Raw genomic sequence first — 20292 nt, 5'->3', positions numbered from 1 at the left:
AGCCGTCACATGACCGAACTTAGGGAAGGCGATATCGCCCCCGACTTCACGGTTCCGCTCGACGATGGAACATCGTTCAGTCTCGCGTCGGCCAAGGGACAGCCAGTCGTGCTGTATTTCTACCCGGAAGACGATTCTGGCGGCTGCGTCGACGAGAACAAGGAGTTCTCGGAGCGCGCCACGGCATTCCACAAGCTAGGGGCCAAGCTGGTTGGCGTTTCTCCCGATAGCATTGAAAGTCATATCAAATTTCGTAAGAAGTATGGCCTCGTCGTGCCGCTGGCGGCCGATCCTGAGCATGTCGCGATCGAGGCGTTCGGGCTGTGGAAGCTCAAAAAGCTCTATGGCCGCGAGTTCATGGGGCTGATCCGCACCTCGTTCATCATCGACGCCGACGGCAAGGTCAGCCGGATCATCCGCGCTACGCGTATCCTCGGCCATGCGCAGAAAATGCTGGAAGCGCTTGAGGCGCATGTGGCGCGAAAGTGACGAAACAGGCTTTGTTAACCATGCGCGGTCATAATCCGGACACCATGTTATTTGGCGTCGTGGAGTATGTTGCGTGCGTAACCAAGCCAGTTTTGGGCGGACCGACAAGGCGTTAGCCCAACAAGCGAGACGGCCGCGCCATCGTGTACATGCCGGCCTGTTCTACGGCATGTTCACCGTGCTGCTCTCGGGCAATGCTCTGCTCGGCACCGCCTTCCTGCTCTCCCCCGATATTGCAAAGCTGCTTAACGGACAAACCGAGCAGCTTGTTGAGGCCTATGAAGACCGGATCGCACAGCTCCGCGTCGAAGTGGACCGACTCCAGTCGCGCAGCTATGCACAAACTGGCGACATCAACCTGCAATTGCAGGAACTGGCCCAGCAGCAGGAAGTGCTGATCGAGCAGCATCAACTGGTGAAGGTGTTGGTCGACAAGGCCGGCGAGCTCGGCATCGAGGCAGCAGCCATCCCTGCCCCGGTAATCGACGACATGACCGTGTCGACGACCGCTACCGGCAACCCCGATATCGACGCGACGGCAGTCGCCGTGGCGCAGATGATGGGCGAAACTCAGTTCGCCATGACCTCGATCGCTGAAACCGCCGCGGCACGGACAGACAGCATCGTCACCGAACTGGCCGATCTCGGCATCCGTGTTGACCTGCCTCCGGACCTAGACGGCGTGGGGGGGCCCCTGCTCGCGGCCAGCGATGATATCGAGGCATCGCCGATGATCGACGACGCCAATGCGGTCATGGCTGCGCTGGTTCGCTACAAGGCGGCACGGGAGAGCTTTGACGGCGCACCGATCCACATGCCGATCACAGGCAATTTTCGCCAGAGCTCAGGCTTCGGCAATCGCACCGATCCATTCACCGGAGGCCGGGCATTCCACTCTGGCCTCGATTTCGCCGCGCCAAAGGGTACGACCGTCTTCAGCGCCGGCCGGGGCGTGGTGAGCTTTGTGGGCACCAAGTCAGGCTATGGCAATGTGGTGGAGGTCACCCATCCCAGCGGCCTCGTGACCCGCTATGCCCACCTGTCGGGCTTTCTGAGTGAAGAAGGCCAACCGGTGAACACCGGCACACCGATCGCCAAAGTCGGCTCAACCGGACGCTCCACCGGCCCGCATCTGCACTTCGAAGTGCGCAAGGGCGACGACGCCATTAATCCCAAGGCTTTCATCGAAGCCGGCAAGCGCCTGCTGGCGACGCTCGGCTGAGGACTAATCCTCAGCCGCGACGTCCGTTGCCACGCCGACGCGCTGCGCCAATGCGGCTTCCATGAACTCGTCGAGATCGCCATCCAGCACCACTGACGGCTGGCCGCTTTCGACGCCGGTGCGCAGGTCCTTGACCATCTGGTAAGGCTGCAGCACGTAGCTGCGGATCTGGTGACCCCAGCCGATATCGGTCTTGCTCGCGGCCTGGGCGTTGGCCGCCTCTTCGCGCTTCTGCAGCTCGGCCTCATAGAGGCGCGATTTCAGCATGGCCATGGCCGTCGCACGGTTCTTGTGCTGGCTGCGTTCCTGCTGACACGCCACGATAATGCCCGAAGGCACGTGGGTGATGCGGATGGCAGAGTCGGTCGTGTTCACGTGCTGCCCACCGGCACCCGAGGCGCGGTAGGTGTCGACCTTAAGGTCGGATTCGCGGATTTCGATGTCGATGGAGTCATCGACCACAGGGTAAACCCAGCAGCTCGAGAAGCTGGTGTGGCGGCGTGCTGCCGAATCGTAGGGGCTGATGCGGACGAGACGATGCACGCCGCTCTCGGTCTTGAGCCATCCATAGGCATTGTGCCCGGAAACCTGGATAGTCGCCGATTTGATGCCGGCTTCTTCGCCGTCATGCATTTCGAGCACCTGGACCTTCATCTTCCGGCGCTCGGCCCAGCGGGTATACATGCGCAAGAGCATGTTGGCCCAATCCTGGCTCTCGGTGCCGCCGGCGCCGGAGTGGATTTCGACATAGCAGTCGTTGGCGTCCACTTCACCCGAGAGCAGCGTCTCGATCTGGCGGCGGCGCGCGGTCTGCTTGAGCTCGATGAGCGTGCTCTCGGCGTCCTTAACCACCTCGGCGTCGCCTTCAGCGTCGCCCAGCTCGATCAGTTCGACATTATCGCGGATGCCGGCCTCGAGTTCGCGCACGGCTTTCACCGCCACATCGAGCTCATCGCGCTCGCGCATGGTGACGCGAGCCTTTTCGGGGTCGTTCCAGAAATCGGGGGATTCGGTTTGCGCCGTCAGCGCGTCGAGGCGGACTTCAGCAGTATCCCAGTCAAAGATGCCTCCTCAGCAGGGTCAGAACCTGCTCGATTTCGGCGACGGTCTTTTCGATTTCCGCACGCATTTGGTCAATTCCTTCAATAGCGGGCCTCATGTAGCGGAGGCAGTGGCCGGGATCAACCCTCCCGGCCCCATCGACCGCCCAAGGTCGCTATTGCAGGCGGCGCAGCGTTGCCGGATCGTAGAACTCCATCACCTGGCCGCCCTCTGGCTGGGTGACATAGGCGCGGATGCAGCCGTTCCAACGCTCGGTGGAGGTCGCGACCACGCCGACTTCGCGGAGCCGCTGCTTGTCGAGCCGGGCCTGGCCTTCGACGTCCTTCACCATGCGGCTTTTGCCGTTGTCCTCGACAACGATGTATCCGGCGCTCGGCCCTTCATTGGAACAGAACAGCGCCCATGCCGGCGTTGGCAGGGCTACCAGGGCGGCCATCGTCGCCATCATTGCCAATCGTGCTGGTTTCATCGTCATCGTCTCCAATTGATGTCTTTATTAAACGCGGAACGCGTGCCGGGTCGCGTTAACTTCTCGTAACAAGTCGCGGTCAGCGCCGCTGGCTCTTCTCAAATTTGCGGATCGCCGTGTCCCGCTTGAGGCGTGACACCCGCGTCAGGAAAAATACGCCGTTCACCTGGTCAATTTCATGTTGCGCCACCCGCGCCACGAAGCCCTCGAACCGCGCGGTTTCGCGAGCGCCGTCGGCATTGTCATACGCCACTTCCACCCAGATAGGGCGTTCGACGGGCACTTCAATGCCAGGAAGCGACACGGAACCCTCGGGGCCTGACAAAATTTCCTCAGCCGCGAGAACAATTTCGGGATTGTAGAGCAGCCGATAGTCCCGCTGGCCGATATCCGCTGCGACGCTGATGACCGCGATCGGCTCGTCGCTGCCCAGATGGGCAGCCGCCAAGCCATAGGCCTGCACGTCGCGCGCCGCATCGATCAGCGCTTCGCCAACCTGCAGCATTCGGGCATCGACGGGCCGCGAGACGGCCTTCCTGCCGAGCGCCGCGTCGGGATAGGTAACGAAGGCGGCCACCTAGAACAGCCCGCCTCGCGTGATCCACTGGTTGGTATCGGCATCGAAGACCCGCTGACCGGGGGCGGCTGTCGGTGCCGGCTGGTCGGCGAAGCCGCCGCCATACTGCTGCTGCATCTGCTGCTGGCGCTGGATCGCGTCAAAGGCATTGACGTCGACGCCGATGACCGAGGTCATCAGGTTTGGACCGGTACCAGGCTTGAACGCCTCTTCGATGCCCGCTTCGCCCTCGAACGCCTGCACGCCTGAATTGGGATTGATCCAGGCATTGGTCATGCCGGGCGGCTCGGTGAAGGGTGTCGCCGGCTTGCCTTCCAGCGCCTTCTGCATGAATTCGGTGAAGATCGGCACGGCAAAGGTGCCGCCGGTTATCGAGCTGCCCATCGAGCGCGGCTGGTCGTAGCCGACATAGACGCCAACAGCTAGTTCAGGCGTGAAGCCGACGAACCAGGCGTCCTTGTAGTCGTTGGTGGTGCCGGTCTTGCCGGCTACCGGGCGGTTGAGCACCTTGGCGGCCGTGCCGGTGCCGCGCTGCACCACGCCTTCCATCATCGACGTGATCTGATAGGCCGTCATCGGGTCGAGCACCTGCTCGCGGTTATCGACGATGACAGGTTCGCCCTGCCCGTGCCAATCGGCGGCCTCGCAGCCCTCGCACAGGCGCTGGTCGTGCCGGTAGACGGTGACGCCATAGCGATCCTGTACGCGGTCAATCAACGTGGGGACGATCTTGCGCCCGCCATTGGCGATGGTGGCATAGGCCGCCGTCATGCGCATATCAGTGGTTTCGCCAGCGCCTAGCGCCATGGCGAGAACCGGCTGCATCGAGTCGTAGACGCCGAACAGCCGCGCATATTCGGCGACCAGAGGCATGCCGATGTCCTTGGCGAGCCGCACCGTCATGACATTGCGGCTGCGCTCGATGCCGCGCCGCAGGGTCTGCGGGCCATAAAACTCCTGCGCGTAGTTCTCCGGCCGCCAGATCGAGCCGTCGCCATTGCGGATTTCCACGGGCGCATCGAGCACGACCGAGGCCGGCGTATAGCCATTGTCCAGGGCCGCGGCGTAGACGATCGGCTTGAACGAGGAGCCGGGTTGGCGCAGGGCTTGGGTGGCGCGGTTGAACTCGCTCGCCGAATAAGAGAAGCCGCCCACCATCGCCAGGACACGCCCGGTGCGGGGATCCATGGCAACCAGCGCGCCTTCAATCTCGGGGACCTGCTCCAGCGTGAAAACGCCGGCCTTGCCGGAAACCGGAGAGACGTAGACCACATCCCCTACTTTAAGGATGTCCTGCAAAGGCTTGGAGATCCACTTGATCTCGGGGCCAGACAGAATGCCCTCCTCGCGATCGGCAGCCACGCCGCCGTCAGCAATGGCGTCCGGACGCAATCCGATACGGGCCTCGTTGCCGTTCATTTCGAGCACGACCGCGAGCTGCCATTCCGGCACGTCGCTCAGGGGCAATATCTTGGCGACGTCGAGGCCCCAGTCCTCGCCAATTTCGATGCTGGCTACGGGCGTGCGGAAGCCTTTGGTGTGGTCGTAAGCGATCAGACCGTCCATCAAAGCCCTGCGGGCATATTCCTGCAGCTTGGGTTCGAGCGTCGTGCGTACCGACAAACCGCCGCCATAGAGCTGGTCTTCGCCATAGAGCTTGGCCAGCTCACGACGTACTTCCTCGGTGAAATACTCGGCCGAATAGAGCTGGCTACCGCCGGCACGTGGGATGACGTTGAGCGGCTCTTCCTTGGCCAACTCGGCCTCTTCGAGGCCCACATAGCCGTTCTCGACCATGCGATCGATCACCCAGTTGCGGCGCTCAATGGCCGCTTCGACCCGGCGGAACGGGTGATAGTTGTTTGGCCCCTTGGGCAAAGCGGCGATGTAGGCGGCCTCGCTCAGGGTGAGCTGGTACAGCGCCTTGTCGAAGTAGTTCAGTGCGGCAGCCGCGACGCCATAGGAGTTCAGCCCGAGGAAAATCTCGTTCAGATAGAGCTCGAGGATACGATCCTTGGAGAAGGTCGATTCAATGCGGATCGCCAGCAGCGCTTCCTGAATCTTGCGGTCCCAGGTCTGTTCGGAGCTCAAAAGGAAGTTCTTGGCGACCTGCTGGGTAATGGAGGAACCACCGCCCTGGATCGACGAATTGCCATCCATGCGGGCAACGAGGTTGTCGCGGACAGCGCGAAACACGCCGTCGATGGCGATGCCGCCATGGCTATAAAAATCCTTGTCCTCGGCAGAAAGAAACGCCTGCACCAGCAGCGGCGGCACGGTTTCGATGGGTTGGAACAGCCGGCGTTCGCGGGCGAACTCGGCAAGCAGCGTACCGTCAGCGGCATGCACGCGCGTCGTCACCGGCGGTTGGTAGTCTTTGAGAACGGTGTAGTCAGGCAGTGCGGCCGACACGCTGGTCAGGTAGATGGCGCCGGCGCCAATGGCGGCCAGGGCGATAAACATACCAAAACCAAACAGCCAGCCGATCAAACGCAGCATATAGACGAGTTCTCCGAGGGACGGCGTTCGTCATCCCTGATTTGCAGCCGGAATCATAGCAGACCGAGCCATGAAAGTGGATCATATCGGCGCCGGGTCACAGTCCGCCGCGCCCGTGTGGCGCAAATGCGACGGGATGCCACGATAGTGGCGCGGCTTACGCAGCGACTGCCCTATTCCTCCGGCGTGATGCTGTCGAAATAGGTCGAAATACCGCGTGCCAGGGCGTCGGCCGTCCGGTCCTGCCAGTCGCCCTGCATCAGATTGGCCATGTCGTCGGCATTCGACAGGAAGCCAAGCTCCACCAGCACCGATGGTACGTCGGGGGCCTGCAAGACGAAGAAATCGGCCTGCCGCACCGGAAAGCGCCGCAGCTCAACGCTGGGTTCGAGTTGGTGCACGATCGCTTGGGCCAGGGTGAACGACTGATGGCGCATCTCGCGGCGCATCAGATCGAGCAGGATATCGACGACTTCGGGCGCCATTTGCGGCATGGCGAAACCGGCAATGATGTCGGTCTTGTTCTCGCTGTCGGCCAGCACTTTGTCGAGGACGTCGGTGGCGTTCTCGTCGCGGGTATAGACGCTGGCGCCACGGATTTCCGGCTGCTGGAAGCTGTCGGCGTGGATGGAAATGAAGATGTCGGCCTTATTGGTACGCGCCAGCGCCACCCGCTCCTCAAGCCGCAGGAAGGTGTCGTCCTCACGCGTCAGCGCCACGTCGAACCGGCCGGATGCCACCAACAGCTCCTGGAGCCTTAGGGCAAAGGCGAGGACAATGTCTTTCTCCTTGATGCCGCCGGGGGTCTCTGCCCCGCTGTCTATGCCGCCATGGCCGGGGTCGATGACGACGAGCGGGCGCGTTGCGATTGGCAGCTCCGACCCGCCTGCCGGCGTCGAGCTTGCGGCAACCGGCGGCGCGGCAGTGCCGGACGCCGCTAGATCGCGGGCGACATTGGCCGCGAATTCCTCTGGCGTCGCCGGGATGATGTCGACCACGAGCCGCGCCGGCTGGTCCTCGAAGGCTTCCAGCATATAGGCCTGCTGCACCTGCGCGGCGCCGGACAGCGTCAGTGTGGTCCGCACACGGTCGGGCGCGGCTTGCTCGACCAGATAGTCGGAAACCATGCCCTCGCCCGAGGGTTTGCCAGAAGGTTCGGGCACCGAGAACGTGGCGGCGCGGACATCGATGGCGAGGCGGTTGGGCTCTGCCAGTGACACCAGGGCAAATTCGGTGCGGCCAGCCAGGTCGATGACCAGGCGCGCCCGCTCCGGCGTGGCGGACACGCGGACATCCATGACGTTGGGCAGCGCCACGGACACCGGTTCGGCTGGCGCTTCTTGCGCCTGCGCAGACGCAACCAGCAGGAGCACGGCCCCGAACATCGACAAGAAGAACGTGTGGAAGGATTTCAAGCGCAGACCGATCCCAAAACTCGCGTCCGCCGCGTTTGTCATCAGGTTCTGGCGATTCTGCGGCGCGAGCGCTCTTATGCGATGATTTGCGGGTTCGGCCAATAACGGCATGCTAAAAGCCTGTCAGTAGCGCTTTTCGACTTTCCTGTTGCCATTCGGACGCAACATCCCTACACGCTAGTGGTGAGGCGCAAGCTTCCTGCAGAACCAGTTTGCGTGGCCACAAGGCCAACTACAGCGGTGCAGGAAGTGGCCGGGTAAGGGGGTACGAAGAGACCCTCCGAACCCGGTTCAGAAGCGGCAATCCTGCGCTTCGCTACGAATTTCGGTCCCCCTTGGACCGGACGGCTGTCGGCAAATCTTCGGATGCGGACAGCTCAATAGGAAGAGGTCAGATGGCCCGCAGGCGGACAGAACGCGACGCGATCGAACATGACGATTGCCGTTTTGCCACGCTGCATCTTTCGGCCATGACCACCCATATCGGCGCGCTAAAGGCAGAGCTTGTGCGCGCAACCACCCCCAAACCATTCGCCTCGCACTGCGCTACCAGAAGGATTCCGGCTTTCCGGCGCCCTCTTGTCGGCGCGCGAGCGCGCGGAGTTAACTATGGCTACCAAGAGAATGCTGGTGGATGCCATCCACCCGGAAGAAACACGGATCGTCGTTACAGCAGGTAACAGGCTCGAGGAGTTCGATTTCGAATCGGCGACCCGTCGCCAGTTGCGCGGGAACATCTACCTCGCCAAGGTCACGCGCGTTGAGCCGTCCCTGCAGGCGGCGTTTGTGGAATATGGCGGCAACCGCCATGGCTTCCTCGCCTTCAGCGAAATCCACCCTGACTATTACCAGATCCCGGTTGCCGACCGCGAGGCCCTGCTGCGCGATGAGGAGGCCGAGGACCATCACGACGAGGCAGACGAGAACATCTCGCTGCCCGAAGGTGTAACCGAGCCCGACGCCGAGGCCGATCCGCAGGAAACCGAAGACGCCAGCCATATCGAGCAGGCGCCGGCCAATTCCGAGCCGGTCGAGTCAATCGGCGGCGCCGATGCGCTTGAGGAAGTGCCGGAGCGTCGCCGCTCGAGCAACAATCGTCGTCATTACAAGATTCAGGAAGTGATCAAGCGCCGGCAGGTCATGCTGGTGCAGGTGGTCAAGGAAGAGCGCGGCAACAAGGGCGCGGCTCTAACCACCTATCTGTCGCTGGCTGGTCGCTACTCCGTGCTGATGCCCAATACCGCCCGGGGGGGCGGCATTTCGCGCAAGATCACCAATGCTGCGGACCGCAAGCGTCTCAAGGAAATCACGTCCGACCTGGAAGTGCCTCAAGGCATGGGCGTCATCCTGCGCACGGCCGGTGCGTCCCGCACCAAGGCCGAAGTCAAGCGCGACTTCGAATACCTGATGCGGCTGTGGGAGAGCGTGCGTTCGCTCACCCTCAAGAGCCAGGCACCGTGCCTGGTCTATGAGGAAGGCTCGCTGATCAAGCGGACCATTCGCGATCTCTACAACAAGGACATCGATGAAGTGTTCGTGGCGGGCGACGACGCCTACCGCGAGGCCAAGGACTTCATGCGCATGATCATGCCGAGCCACGCCAAGAACGTGCAGCTCTACAAGGATGATCAGCCGCTGTTCTCCAAGTATGGCATCGAAGCCCAGCTCGACTCGATGTTCTCGCCGACGGTCACCCTGCCCTCCGGTGGCTATATCGTCATCAACCCGACCGAAGCGCTCGTATCCATCGACGTGAACTCGGGCCGCTCCACCAAGGAGCACAATATCGAGGACACCGCGCTCCAGACCAATCTGGAAGCCGCCGAGGAAGTCAGCCGCCAGCTCCGCCTGCGCGACCTGGCCGGCCTCATCGTCATCGACTTCATCGACATGATGGAGAACCGCTCCAACCGGGCCGTCGAGCGCAAGCTCAAGGATTGCCTCAAGGACGATCGTGCCCGCATCCAGGTCGGCCGCATCAGCCATTTCGGCCTGATGGAAATGAGCCGCCAGCGCATCCGCTTCGGCGTCGTCGAAAGTTCGACCCACAAGTGCCCGATCTGTGACGGCACGGGCCTGGTGCGTTCGGTCGAGTCGCTGGCGCTGATGATCATGCGCCATATCGAGGACCACGTGCTGCGCCGCCAGGGCCAGTCGATCAACGTCCGCGTGCCCGTGGAAGTCGCGCTCTATATCCTGAACTTCAAGCGCGAAACCCTGACGTCTCTCGAAATCCGCAACCGCCTGTCGATCACCATCACCGCCGATGGCAAGATGACCGGCCACCAGTTCGCGATCGAGAAGGGCGAAGCCCGTGTGATCGCCTATGCCGAGCAGCGCACGGCCGAGCATGTGCGCGTCGATAGCGCCGTTATCGAGGACGATGCCGACGAGGATATCGTCGATGAGGTCGAGGACGAGGAAGTCGAAGAGCGCCCGGCTGCGTCCGCCACCGAGGGTGGTGAGGGCGAAGGTGGTCGCCGTCGCCGTCGCCGCCGCCGTCGTGGCGGCGCCGATCGTGGCGACGAAGGCGGCCAGCGTCCGCAGCAGCAGCGCGCCGCGCAGCCGCCGCGTGTCGAGGCCGACGCAGACGCCAGCGATGAATCCGAAGATGGCGAGGATGCGGACGAGAACAGTGCTCGCCCGTCCGGCGAGGAAAGCCAGGCCGATGGCGAGGCCCGCAAGCGCCGCCGTCGTGGCCGTCGTGGTGGCCGCCGCAATCGTCGTGACGGCGAAGAGGGCGTCGAGAAGGCCCCCTCGCCCGCTGGTGAGGATGGGTTGAGCCCGGACGCCTCCGATGCGGTTGCCCAGGAATTGCTGGCGCAGGAGGCCGTTGCAGCGGCGCCCGAGCCGGTCGCCGAAGCTCCAGCCGAGAAGCCCAAGCGCTCGCGCCGCAAGAAGGTCGAGGAAACTGCTGAATCGGCTCCGCTCGAAGCGGCGCCCGTCGAGGCCGCTCCTGTGGCCGAAGCTGCCGAGCACGAAAAGCCAAAGCGCAAGCCGCGGACCCGCAAGCCCAAGGCAGAAGCGGCGGAAGCTGCTCCCGTAGCCGAAGTGAGCGCCCGTGCGCGCAAGCCGAAGGCAGCACCAAAGGCCGAACCCGCGCCGGAAGTCGTGCCAGCGCCAACGGCAGAAGCCGCTCCGGCCGAGGATGCGCCCAAGCCGCGCCGCGCCAAGAAGGAGCTACCGGCCGAAGGCATTGTCGTGTCATCGAGCGCGCCCAAGGCGGAAGCTGAAGGCGGTGAACCTGAGCCGAAGAAGAAAGCCGGTTGGTGGCAGCGCCGCCTCGGCCTCGGCTAGAACGACAAAAGGCGGCCTCCGGGCCGCCTTTTTCTTTGCTACACCCAGCGACGAGAGGGTCAGGCGAATATCTCCGTCGCACGCTTGGTCAGCTCGGCCATGGCCGTCCGGAACGGGCCGGGGCCGTGGCTGACGCGGGCAACGCCGAGCGCCGCAAGTTCCCCGACCGCCGGCACGCCGGCGAACATCATGATATTGATCGGCAGCGCGACCTCGGCGCAGACGCGGGCAATCAGGCCGGCATCGGCCAGACCCGGCACGAAGAAGCCGCTGGCGCCTGCAGCAGCATACGCCTTACCGCGCGCGATTGCCTCGTCCACCAACCCGCCATGCTGGTCGGCGGCCGCCTGCAAGAACAGGTCAGTTCGAGCATTGATGAAGAAGCCCGGCAGGCTTGCATCTGCGGTCCGGCGGATCGCGGCGATCCGCGCCTGCTGCTGCTCGATGCCGTAGATCGCGTCCCCCTTGCCGACGACCTGATCCTCGAAATTGATCCCGACCACGCCCAGCGATATCAACCGTCCGACATTGGCAGCGGCGGCATCCGGCGCTTCGGCATAGGCGCCTTCGAAATCGACGCTCACCGGCAGGTCGATGCTGGCCACGATGCGGCCGGCGATCAGCTCAAGGGTCGCCAGTGGCAACGCCTGACCATCCTCGTAGCCTTGGGCAGCGGCCACCGACCAGCTACCCGTGCCGATGGCCCTGGCGCCGCCAGCCGCAATGGCCGCCGCACTGCCGGCATCCCAGGCATTGTAGATAACCAGCGGATTGCCCGGGATATGGAGCGTGGCGAACTGGCTGGCCTTAGCGGTTTGCGACATCGGTTGTCCTCGTATGCGTGGTGATCGATGGCATCGCAAAGCACAGCGAGTCGCCACCCGGTTTTGACGCTCTTGGGGGCGCTGTCCAGCCGTGAGCTCAGGCCGTTCGTCTTCCGGTCAGCGCGTGTTTGGGCGCCTCGTGGTTCTGCTTGAGAAACAATTGCGTGCGCACGATTTGCGGGCCGCTGTCGACCTTGCGCAAGACCGTCAGGCGCTTGTGCTCAAAGCTGCCAGATCCCCGATTCGGATGGGTATGGCCGGGAAGCTCCATGCGGCGGCGATCGGGCCCCAGATAACTGCCGGTCTCGATGTAGATGTGCTCCTGATCCACTTGCGCCGCAAGTCTCGCAGCCAGAACGTGGCGCTTCTCGGGCAGGAAGATCACGTCGTCAAAGCCCATCTCGATATACTCGAGAAGGCGATCGTATGGCCCGTCCGGCGCGAAGAGAATGATCGGGGCAAGCTGCACCAGCGGCGATGCCGTCGCGCGGATTTGCTGGATCAGTTTTTCCTTTGCTGCCCGGCCAATACCGAAATGGACCAAAAAGAACATCAGTGGGTATAGCGGCTCCGACGCGGTCGTGACCTGACCGAAGCCAACCCGCTGTGCAAGACTCAGCAATGTTGTGCTTGTCGTTTCGTCATGGGCGACGATGATGGCAGTGCAATCACCAAGCGGCCCAGGTTCAAGCGACGGCATCGTCAGCGCTCCTCCGCCCTGAACGTGGTCCTACCTATAGGCCGAAACGATATCCGGTTCCTTAATCGGGCTCCGCTATTTGCTTAGGAACGTCCGCATCCGCTCCAGCGCAATCTCGATCGTCTCGCGCTTCCCAGCATACGAGAACCGGACGTAGCGATGCCCGCCGGTACGATCGAAGTCGATGCCCGGCGTAATCGCGACGCCGGCTTCGTCCAGCATCGTCTCGCAAAAGCTGGTTGCGTCGTTGGAGAAACTGCCGATCCCCGCATAGGCGTAGAAGGCCCCGTCTGACGGGTCGCCGATGTCGAAACCCAGCGCGTGGAGACCGTCGTTCAGCAGCGCCCGATTGGCGGCGTAGCTGTCCTTCTGCGCTTCGGAATAGTCGCGCTCGCCGAGCGCCACGGTCGCGGCGATCTGGCTCAGCGTGGGCGCTGAGATAAACAGGTTCTGCTGCAGGATTTCCGCCCGGCGGATCAGGTCCTCGGGGAGCGCCATCCAACCGATGCGCCAGCCGGTCATGCAATAGTATTTGGAAAAGCTGTTGATGACGATGGCATCCCGCGTCAGTTCAAGCGCACTGACCGACGGGCCGCGATAATCCAGTCCATGGTAGATCTCGTCCGAGATCAGCCGTACGCCCAGGCGCCGGCAGGCATCGATGATATCGGCCAGTTGCGCGCGATCGACGGCGGCCCCGGTGGGGTTCGCCGGACTGGCGAAAAGCAAGCCATCGAACGGATTGTCGGCGTGGGCCGCCTCGATATCAGCGCCGGTCAGCCGCCATCCATTGGCCGCCGTCAGCGGTATTTCGGCGATACCGAAACCCAGGCCGAGCAGCGTATTGACATAGGCCGGATAGCCCGGCCGCGTGATGGCGATACGGGCGCCCGGCCGGAACGCCGTGTGGAAGGCGATGATGAAGCCGGCCGACGAGCCCATGGTGCTGACGATGAGATCGGGATCGACCGCGACGCCGTGCTGGTCCGCGTAATATCCCGCCAAAGCCTCGCGCAGCTCGCTCATGCCCTTGGCATTGGTATAGCCCTGTGCCTGCGGCAGCGCTCGCGCGACGGCCTCGATGACCTTGGGCGCTGGCGGCGAACCCGGTTCGCCGACTTCAAGATGGCAAACCGTGCGGCCGCTCGCCTCGATGGCCTTTGCCCGTTTCAGAATCTCCATGGCATGGAAGGGCATCAATCCATCGGCGGGCTGTTCGGTCATTGGCGCTTTCCCTGGCTACACCCTCCGCCTAACCGGTTCGGCTGGGCCTCTCAACAACAATTGATATCAACGCGGAAGCGGGCGTTCACTACCGGCTGCTAATCTGCGTTTGGTCTGCTAGAAGCAGCTCTCGATTTCTGTTGGAGCCCGTTGCCCATGTCGCGCGTTACTCTCGCCCTTGTCGCCGTTACAGGCATCCTGGCCGGGGCCTTGGGCTATTCGGCCTTCAACAAACCCGCCCTGCAGACCGACAGTGTCGCCGTACAGGCGATGATCGACGAGGCCCTGACGGCCTATGATGCCAAGCGCCTTGCCGAGACCGCCGCCACGCCAGTTCAGGCTACAGCAGCCATCACGCCGGACACGATCAACCCGCTGATCGAATCCTACCTCATGAGCGACCCCAAGATCTTGCAGCGCATGTCCGTCGCCCTGGACGCGACGCTGCAGTCGGAAGAGCGCGACAAGGCGACGACGGCGATAGCCTCCATGCAGGACGCGATCTTCAACGATCCCGGTCAGGTCGTGCTCGGCAATCCGGATGGCGACGTCACCCTGGTCGAGTTCTTCGACTACAATTGCGGTTATTGCCGCTCGGCCCTGCCCGACATGGCGACCCTGCTGGCCGAGGATCCGAACCTGCGTGTGATCCTCAAGGAATTCCCCATCCTCTCCAACGAATCGATCGATGCGGCGCGCGTCGCCGTTCTGGTTGGCGATGCCGACGTGGACTATTGGGCGTTCCACGAAGCCCTCTTCACCAGCCGCGGCCAGGTGGACAAGAAGGTGGCGCTCGACGCTGCTGCCGCATTGGGCCTGAGCCCGGTTAGCCTCGAACTCGACATGGGTACGGAGGCCGTATCGCAGACTATCCAGACCTCCTACGAGATCGCCAAGGCGCTCAACATCACCGGCACGCCCACCTATATCATCGGCAACGAGATCATTCCCGGAGCCATCGGCCTCGATGAGTTGCGGACGCGGATCGCCAATATGCGCGAATGCGGTGAGACGCAATGCGAGGGCTAAGCCCCACTTTTGCCGCGTTCTTTGCCTTTTCGGTGCATTTCGTATAACCGGGCTTGCGCCGGTCCAAGGGGCCGGTGCACAAGGCAAAAATCATGGCAAAGCGCGTTCTCGTCCTCAACGGCCCGAACCTCAATCTGCTCGGCACCCGCGAGCCTGACATCTATGGCGCGCACACGCTCAAGGACGTGGAAGTCTTGTGCAAGACGTCCGGCGACGAGCTGGGCCTCCATGTCGATTTTCGCCAGTCCAACCACGAAGGTGAACTGGTGACCTGGATTCAGGACGCGCGGAAAACCGCCGACGCGATCCTCATCAATCCTGCTGCCTATTCGCACACCTCGGTCGCGATCCATGACGCTCTCAAGGCGGTTGGCTTGCCCGTGGCCGAAGTGCATCTCAGCAATATCCACCAGCGCGAACCGTTCCGGCACCATTCCTATGTGTCGTCGGTAGCGCTTGGTGTCATTTGCGGCTTTGGTATCACCGGGTATAGACTAGCCCTTGTGGCCTTGGCCGAAAAACTCAAATAACGATCAACGCGTAACGCGCGGGAGACCGACAAGAATGACCAAGTCATCGCAGGACGATCAGGACCTGATCCGAGCCATTGCCGAATTGCTCAATAAGGAAAATCTCGCCGAGATCGAGATCGAGAAGGAAGATTTCCGGGTCCGCGTCACGCGCTCCTACGCCAATGAAGGCGTAACCTACGCTGCGCCACCGCAATACATCCAGGCGCCGCAGCAGGCTGCCCCGGCCTCGATCGCTCCGGCCGGTTCGGTTCCCGCCGCTGCCCCGGTCGCCGCCGAAGACCTTGCTTCCAACCCAGGCACCCTCACCTCCCCCATGGTCGGCACGGCCTATCGGTCGCCCGAGCCCGGCAAGCCGGCTTTCGTCGATGTCGGCGCCAAGGTCAGTGAAGGCCAGACGCTGCTGATCATCGAAGCCATGAAGACGATGAACCAGATCCCGGCGCACCGCTCCGGCACCGTCACGCGCATCCTCGTCCAGGATGCCCAGCCGGTGGAATACGGCGAGCCGCTCGTCGTCATCGAGTAAGGGGGACTCCATGTTCCAGAAGGTCCTCATCGCCAACAGAGGCGAAATCGCCCTGCGCATCCTGCGTGCCTGCAAGGAACTCGGCATTCAGACCGTGGCGGTGCACTCCACCGCCGACGCCAACGCGATGCATGTGCGCCTCGCCGACGAAAGCGTTTGCATCGGGCCGAACGCCGCCAAGGACAGCTATCTCAATATCCCGTCCATCCTGGCTGCCTGTGAAATCACCGGCGCTGATGCGGTCCATCCCGGTTACGGGTTCCTGTCCGAGAACGCCCGCTTCGCCAAGATTTTGAGCGAGCACAAGGTGACGTTCATCGGCCCGTCGGCCCATCACATTGAGATCATGGGCGACAAGATCACGGCCAAGAAGACGGCCGTGGAGCTGGGCATTCCCGTGGTGCCCGGCTCGGCTGGCGCGGTGGAGAGCGACGAAGACGCACTGCGGACCGCCAAGGAAATCGGCTACCCGGTGCTGATCAAGGCGACTGCCGGTGGCGGTGGCCGCGGCATGAAGGTCGCCAAGACCGAGAAAGACGTTCTCGAAGCCTGGTCGACCGCTCGCACCGAGGCCAAGGCCGCTTTCGGCAACGACAGCGTCTATATGGAAAAGTACCTCGGCAAGCCGCGCCACATCGAAGTCCAGGTGATGGGCGACGGCCAGGGCAATGCGGTGCATCTTGGCGTGCGCGACTGCTCGCTACAGCGCCGCCACCAGAAGGTCTGGGAAGAGGCCGGCGGCCCGACCATCAAGCCGGAAGAGCGCGACAAGATCGGCGAGATTTGCGCCGCCGCCATGCGCAAGCTCAAATATTCGGGCGCCGGCACGATCGAGTTCCTGTACGAGAACGGCGAGTTCTATTTCATCGAAATGAACACGCGCCTGCAGGTGGAGCATCCGGTCACCGAGCGCATCACCGGCATAGACATCGTCTATGAGCAGATCCGCGTCGCCTCGGGCGAAAAGCTGTCGATGACGCAGGATCAGGTGCAGTTCTATGGCCATGCCATCGAAGTGCGCATCAACGCCGAGGATCCGCAGACCTTCGCACCCTCACCCGGTACGATCACCTTCTACCACCCGGCCGGTGGCGTTGGCGTGCGCGTCGATTCCGCAGTCTATCAAGGCTACAAGATCCCGCCCTATTATGACTCGCTGATCGGCAAGCTCATTGTCTACGGTCGCACCCGTGAAGAGTGCCTGCAGCGCCTGCGCCGTGCGATCGACGAATTCGTCGTCGATGGCATCAAGACGACGCTGCCACTGTTCCAGCGCCTGATCCGCGAACCCGATATCCTGGCCGGAAATTACGACATCCACTGGCTAGAAAAGTACCTAGCCGAGAACAAGGTCTGAGGCCCAGTTCCAACCACGCCCACCGCGCGGCTCCTCCCCTCGACGGGGGAGGTTGGGAGGGGGTGTTGAGAGCCCCGATATCGCGGCTAACCGCCCCCACCCTTGATCCCTCCCCGCAAGGGGGAGGGAGACGACTGAGGCATCTCACCTCGAAGGAAGGGAGCACGATGGCCCACCGGCAAGACCCCTTCGATATCGAAATCACCCCTGAACTGATCATCCGCGCCTATCGCGCCGGGATCTTCCCGATGTCGGAGGACGCCGAGGACGAGGACCTGTTCTGGGTCAGCCCGGAAATGCGGGGCATCATTCCGCTTGATGGCTTTCACCTCTCCACAAGCCTGCGCAAGGCCATCCGCAAGTCGGGTTTCGTGGTGAAGGTCGATACCGATTTCGAGGCCATCATCGAGGGCTGCGCCACCGTAGGCGATGATCGGGACTCGACCTGGATCAACAGCACCATCCGCAACGTCTATGGCGAACTGTTCCGCCGCGGCGTGGCGCATACGGTCGAGGTATGGGACGGCACCGAGCTGGTCGGCGGCCTCTATGGGCTCGCCATAGGGGGCGCGTTCTTTGGCGAATCCATGTTCCACCGCAAGACCAATGCCAGCAAGATGGCGATGGCTCACCTGGTCGAGCGACTCAAGGCCGGCGGCTTCGTTCTGCTCGATACGCAATTCGTTACGCCGCACCTGGCCTCACTTGGCGGGATAGAAATTCCGCGCGAGCTCTATGAGGAGCGCCTAGCCGAAGCGCTCCCCCTCAATGGCGACTGGTCCGCGTGGGACGCTACTGCGCGAGCCTGAATGCGATCTCGGTCACGGGGTGGCCGGACGGGTCTTCACCCGGGTCCTTGTGGTAGATTTCCATCCTGACAGCATTGATGAAGCGGTCACCGTCTTCGGTGCCGTCAAGCTTATGCCCCTGCGCCTTCGCCCAGGTGTCGAGCTTCATGTTGGCATCGTGCAGCTCGTGATAGGGAGCGGTGGCGGTGAGCGACGCATACCTGCCGCCCGGCAGCGTGCCGGTGGCGAAACGCCCATCGGCCTTGAGCACGCTTTTGGTCGGCATGCCGACCTGCATTTCCATCGTGCCGCCGGGAAAGAAGTTGACGTAGTTGAAGAATGGCGCCCCGGCGAGCGCCCCGCCCTGCGCCTTTACCCAGGTGATAACATCCTCGACCAGCGGCGGGGCTTGCTGGGCGATTTCCGGCTGACGCAGGGTCAGCAGGATGGCGGCATAGGGTTGGGGAGCCTTTTCGACGATTTTTGGTTCGGTCAGCATGTGATCCTCCTTGTGATGCCTCCACGCTATCGGCTTGCGGGAGCCGCGCTTGATCGGGCTTGCTAATCGACCTGCGCGCCGCCGGTGGCATTGGCCAATGTCGCCGTCATGCCCGCCGCCAGGTCGCTCGACAGCAGCACAGCCGCATCGGCTACCTGGGCGAGAGCCGTCACCCGGCGCAGTGGCGTATCCTTGGCGAATTCGCGATGCACCTCCTCGAAGGTCACCCCGAGCTCATTGGCGCGTAGCTGCCACGCTTCGCGGACGCCCGGCGCGTCGGGCGAGCCCGGCGAGCGCACCCAGCAGACGCGTACGCCCTGGGGCCCGTTCTCCATCCCGAGTTGCCGCAGATAGTTCTCGACCGCCGCACAGGCCACGCCAAAGCCGCCGACATAGGGCACCGGCCAGCGGGCCACATTCGCGGTGATGCCGACAATGACGCCGCCGCCATTCTCGCCCATGTGGCGGGCCACAGCCGTGCCGGTGTGGAACCAGGTGGTCAAGGCATGGGTGACCGGCGTCAGCATGCGATCGAAGCGCATATTGGTCAGCAGTTCGCCCTGGGTGTCGTCCCAGGAGACGCCGTTGAACATCACCTTGATCGGCCCAGCCTTGGCGACCACGTCAGCCAGGTGCGCGTCGACAGCAGCTTTGTCCTTGGCGTCAACCGGCAGCACCTCGGCATGCCCGCCCGCGGCCCGAATTTCTTCGGCGACCGCATTGAGGCCGGCCATGCCGCGAGCCGCCAGAAATACCCGGGCGCCTTCACGCGCATAGGCCTTGGCCACAGCCCCGCCCACCGCGCCGCTCGCCCCATAAACGATCGCGGCCTTATCCCTCAGCAACATCGAAACCTCCCGGGTCATGCCCCACATCCTCCGGCTGCGTCGCAGCAGGGTCAAGGACGGTCCGGCATTGGAGATTCCGACAGCGGCCGGGCTTTATTCCCGCTCGTCGGGCGGCGGGACATCCGAGCTGGTTTTGCACTCGACGAGCCACACGTCGTAAACGGCGTGGTCCACGGCATTGAGCGCCGGGCTATCGGCAAACATCCAGCCGGTGAAGATGCGCTTGCTGGTGCCCGTCAGGCTGCGCTGGTCGACTTCGAGAAAAGCGGACGTGCGCTGCGCTTCCGAGGGTGGCCGGTCGTAACAAGCGCGGGGCGTGATTTCGAGCGCGCCGAACAGCACGGTCTCATCGATATACACATCGAAGCGCGTGATGCGTCCGGTAATCTTGTCGAGCCCGGCAAAGGTGGCCACCGGGTTGGCAATGGGCTGCGCCATTGCCGGAACCGCCAAGCCAAAAAACGCCAGCACCATCAGCGGCGCCAGCGTCTCGATCATTTTGCGACGTGTGTGGACGTTCCGGCGCAATGCGCCAGCCTTATTCAGGCGACCAGGCGTCGTAGTCGCCGGTCACGCGGGGGCGCTCGCCCTTGCCAAGCAAGCTGCCATCCGGACGGTAAGCCGCGGCCGTACCGGTGAGATTGGCCTCGTGCGGCTTTTCCCATGAGTGCGCGACATACTTGGCTTGGCTCGGGGCAACGTCCGTCCGGTAGTGCATCCAGCCGTGCCAGCCGGCGCCGATCGACGACGCGTCGGCGTAACCGTTGTAGGTCACGTAGCGGCGGTTCGCCTTCTTGTCCTGGTAGTAGCGGTTACCCGCTTCGTCGCTGCCGACATACTCGCCGAACCGCCAGATCCACAGGCGCGTTCCCCAGGTCTGGCCGCTCCACCAGGAGAAGATTTCAGTGAGGAACTGCTTGATACCGGATTTGGC

At 63.1% G+C, this 20292-nt stretch carries 19 protein-coding genes and 1 pseudogene; 8 read left to right on the top strand and 12 right to left on the bottom strand.

Annotated elements, in window-relative coordinates; genetic code table 11:
• The first annotated feature begins 9 nt into the window (after window positions 1-9).
• A complete protein-coding gene (locus tag MF606_RS09230; protein ID WP_240233500.1) occupies window positions 10-489 on the top strand; it encodes a peroxiredoxin in 480 nt (159 codons plus the stop codon).
• Between the two features lie 73 nt (window positions 490-562).
• Window positions 563-1711 carry a M23 family metallopeptidase gene (locus MF606_RS09225; protein ID WP_240233499.1) on the top strand — a complete coding sequence of 383 codons (1149 nt, stop codon included), beginning with the start codon at window positions 563-565 and terminating at the stop codon, window positions 1709-1711.
• 3 nt (window positions 1712-1714) lie between these two features.
• Here MF606_RS09225 and prfB read toward each other — a convergent pair.
• From prfB to MF606_RS09200, 5 genes and pseudogenes are all read right to left on the bottom strand, one after another.
• Window positions 1715-2840 (bottom strand): peptide chain release factor 2 gene (gene prfB / locus MF606_RS09220; RefSeq protein WP_240233498.1). Its coding sequence is split into 2 segments (ribosomal slippage): window positions 1715-2770 and window positions 2772-2840, totalling 1125 coding nucleotides; the frame shifts between segments, so codons are not numbered across the junction.
• Between the two features lie 87 nt (window positions 2841-2927).
• Window positions 2928-3242, bottom strand: a complete 315-nt coding sequence (locus tag MF606_RS09215) for a hypothetical protein (RefSeq protein ID WP_240233497.1) — start codon at window positions 3240-3242, stop codon at window positions 2928-2930.
• Between the two features lie 79 nt (window positions 3243-3321).
• The gene (locus tag MF606_RS09210; RefSeq protein ID WP_240233496.1) at window positions 3322-3819 is read right to left on the bottom strand and encodes a peptide deformylase; all 498 of its coding nucleotides are present in this window, start codon (window positions 3817-3819) and stop codon (window positions 3322-3324) included.
• Between the two features lie 153 nt (window positions 3820-3972).
• Window positions 3973-6318 (bottom strand): annotated as a pseudogene (locus MF606_RS09205) (penicillin-binding protein 1A); the annotation flags it as partial.
• Between the two features lie 173 nt (window positions 6319-6491).
• Window positions 6492-7733 (bottom strand): N-acetylmuramoyl-L-alanine amidase, encoded by a 1242-nt coding sequence (locus tag MF606_RS09200; protein WP_240233495.1) that lies wholly within the window; start codon window positions 7731-7733, stop codon window positions 6492-6494.
• Window positions 7734-8342: 609 nt separating this feature from the next.
• Here MF606_RS09200 and MF606_RS09195 point away from each other — a divergent pair.
• Window positions 8343-11030, top strand: coding sequence for an Rne/Rng family ribonuclease (locus tag MF606_RS09195; protein ID WP_240233494.1), 2688 nt, complete (start codon window positions 8343-8345; stop codon window positions 11028-11030).
• A 59-nt stretch (window positions 11031-11089) separates the two neighbouring features.
• Here the strand turns inward: MF606_RS09195 and MF606_RS09190 are convergent, their stop codons facing one another.
• The 3 genes from MF606_RS09190 to MF606_RS09180 all read right to left on the bottom strand — a co-directional run bounded on the left by MF606_RS09190 (window position 11090) and on the right by MF606_RS09180 (window position 13778).
• Window positions 11090-11854, bottom strand: coding sequence for an isocitrate lyase/PEP mutase family protein (locus MF606_RS09190; protein ID WP_240233493.1), 765 nt, complete (start codon window positions 11852-11854; stop codon window positions 11090-11092).
• A 97-nt stretch (window positions 11855-11951) separates the two neighbouring features.
• Window positions 11952-12554: a hypothetical protein gene (locus MF606_RS09185; RefSeq protein ID WP_240233492.1), complete on the bottom strand. Its 603-nt coding sequence runs from the start codon at window positions 12552-12554 to the stop codon at window positions 11952-11954.
• A 75-nt stretch (window positions 12555-12629) separates the two neighbouring features.
• Window positions 12630-13778 (bottom strand): pyridoxal phosphate-dependent aminotransferase, encoded by a 1149-nt coding sequence (locus MF606_RS09180; protein ID WP_240233491.1) that lies wholly within the window; start codon window positions 13776-13778, stop codon window positions 12630-12632.
• Between the two features lie 156 nt (window positions 13779-13934).
• On the opposite strand from MF606_RS09180, the gene MF606_RS09175 reads away from it, so the two are divergent.
• The 5 genes from MF606_RS09175 to aat all read left to right on the top strand — a co-directional run bounded on the left by MF606_RS09175 (window position 13935) and on the right by aat (window position 18032).
• Entirely contained in the window at window positions 13935-14807 is an 873-nt protein-coding gene (locus tag MF606_RS09175) for a DsbA family protein (RefSeq protein WP_240233490.1), read from the top strand.
• Between the two features lie 92 nt (window positions 14808-14899).
• A complete protein-coding gene (gene aroQ, locus MF606_RS09170; protein ID WP_240233489.1) occupies window positions 14900-15337 on the top strand; it encodes a type II 3-dehydroquinate dehydratase in 438 nt (145 codons plus the stop codon).
• A 34-nt stretch (window positions 15338-15371) separates the two neighbouring features.
• Window positions 15372-15866 carry an acetyl-CoA carboxylase biotin carboxyl carrier protein gene (gene accB, locus MF606_RS09165; RefSeq protein ID WP_240233488.1) on the top strand — a complete coding sequence of 165 codons (495 nt, stop codon included), beginning with the start codon at window positions 15372-15374 and terminating at the stop codon, window positions 15864-15866.
• 10 nt (window positions 15867-15876) lie between these two features.
• Window positions 15877-17223, top strand: coding sequence for an acetyl-CoA carboxylase biotin carboxylase subunit (accC, locus tag MF606_RS09160; RefSeq protein WP_240233487.1), 1347 nt, complete (start codon window positions 15877-15879; stop codon window positions 17221-17223).
• Window positions 17224-17390: 167 nt separating this feature from the next.
• Window positions 17391-18032 (top strand): leucyl/phenylalanyl-tRNA--protein transferase, encoded by a 642-nt coding sequence (aat, locus tag MF606_RS09155; RefSeq protein ID WP_240233486.1) that lies wholly within the window; start codon window positions 17391-17393, stop codon window positions 18030-18032.
• Here the strand turns inward: aat and MF606_RS09150 are convergent.
• The 4 genes from MF606_RS09150 to MF606_RS09135 all read right to left on the bottom strand — a co-directional run bounded on the left by MF606_RS09150 (window position 18016) and on the right by MF606_RS09135 (window position 20280).
• On the bottom strand, window positions 18016-18510 hold the full coding sequence (locus MF606_RS09150; RefSeq protein WP_240233484.1) for a GyrI-like domain-containing protein: 495 nt from the start codon (window positions 18508-18510) through the stop codon (window positions 18016-18018). The two genes, aat and MF606_RS09150, sit on opposite strands and share 17 nt — an antisense overlap.
• Before the next feature lie 62 nt (window positions 18511-18572).
• A complete protein-coding gene (locus tag MF606_RS09145; protein WP_240233483.1) occupies window positions 18573-19376 on the bottom strand; it encodes an SDR family NAD(P)-dependent oxidoreductase in 804 nt (267 codons plus the stop codon).
• A 75-nt stretch (window positions 19377-19451) separates the two neighbouring features.
• Window positions 19452-19856, bottom strand: coding sequence for a DUF2155 domain-containing protein (locus tag MF606_RS09140; protein WP_240233482.1), 405 nt, complete (start codon window positions 19854-19856; stop codon window positions 19452-19454).
• A 40-nt stretch (window positions 19857-19896) separates the two neighbouring features.
• Window positions 19897-20280, bottom strand: coding sequence for an NADH:ubiquinone oxidoreductase subunit NDUFA12 (locus tag MF606_RS09135; protein WP_240233819.1), 384 nt, complete (start codon window positions 20278-20280; stop codon window positions 19897-19899).
• Window positions 20281-20292 lie beyond the last annotated feature (12 nt).

It is taken from the genome of Devosia lacusdianchii (assembly GCF_022429625.1).
GTDB lineage: Bacteria > Pseudomonadota > Alphaproteobacteria > Rhizobiales > Devosiaceae > Devosia > Devosia lacusdianchii.
The sequence above is the reverse complement of the archived record's forward strand: the minus strand, read 5'-3'. Positions and strand labels throughout refer to the sequence as shown.

Coding starts and splice junctions, on each gene's coding strand:
- MF606_RS09180 (WP_240233491.1), bottom strand. CDS start 13,778: ATGACCGAACAGCCCGCCGATGGATTGATGCCCTTCCATGCCATGGAG.
- MF606_RS09190 (WP_240233493.1), bottom strand. CDS start 11,854: ATGTCGCAAACCGCTAAGGCCAGCCAGTTCGCCACGCTCCATATCCCG.
- MF606_RS09140 (WP_240233482.1), bottom strand. CDS start 19,856: ATGATCGAGACGCTGGCGCCGCTGATGGTGCTGGCGTTTTTTGGCTTG.
- accB (WP_240233488.1), top strand. CDS start 15,372: ATGACCAAGTCATCGCAGGACGATCAGGACCTGATCCGAGCCATTGCC.
- aat (WP_240233486.1), top strand. CDS start 17,391: ATGGCCCACCGGCAAGACCCCTTCGATATCGAAATCACCCCTGAACTG.
- MF606_RS09215 (WP_240233497.1), bottom strand. CDS start 3,242: ATGAAACCAGCACGATTGGCAATGATGGCGACGATGGCCGCCCTGGTA.
- MF606_RS09145 (WP_240233483.1), bottom strand. CDS start 19,376: ATGACCCGGGAGGTTTCGATGTTGCTGAGGGATAAGGCCGCGATCGTT.
- MF606_RS09150 (WP_240233484.1), bottom strand. CDS start 18,510: ATGCTGACCGAACCAAAAATCGTCGAAAAGGCTCCCCAACCCTATGCC.
- MF606_RS09185 (WP_240233492.1), bottom strand. CDS start 12,554: ATGCCGTCGCTTGAACCTGGGCCGCTTGGTGATTGCACTGCCATCATC.
- MF606_RS09230 (WP_240233500.1), top strand. CDS start 10: ATGACCGAACTTAGGGAAGGCGATATCGCCCCCGACTTCACGGTTCCG.
- aroQ (WP_240233489.1), top strand. CDS start 14,900: ATGGCAAAGCGCGTTCTCGTCCTCAACGGCCCGAACCTCAATCTGCTC.
- MF606_RS09195 (WP_240233494.1), top strand. CDS start 8,343: ATGGCTACCAAGAGAATGCTGGTGGATGCCATCCACCCGGAAGAAACA.
- accC (WP_240233487.1), top strand. CDS start 15,877: ATGTTCCAGAAGGTCCTCATCGCCAACAGAGGCGAAATCGCCCTGCGC.
- MF606_RS09175 (WP_240233490.1), top strand. CDS start 13,935: ATGTCGCGCGTTACTCTCGCCCTTGTCGCCGTTACAGGCATCCTGGCC.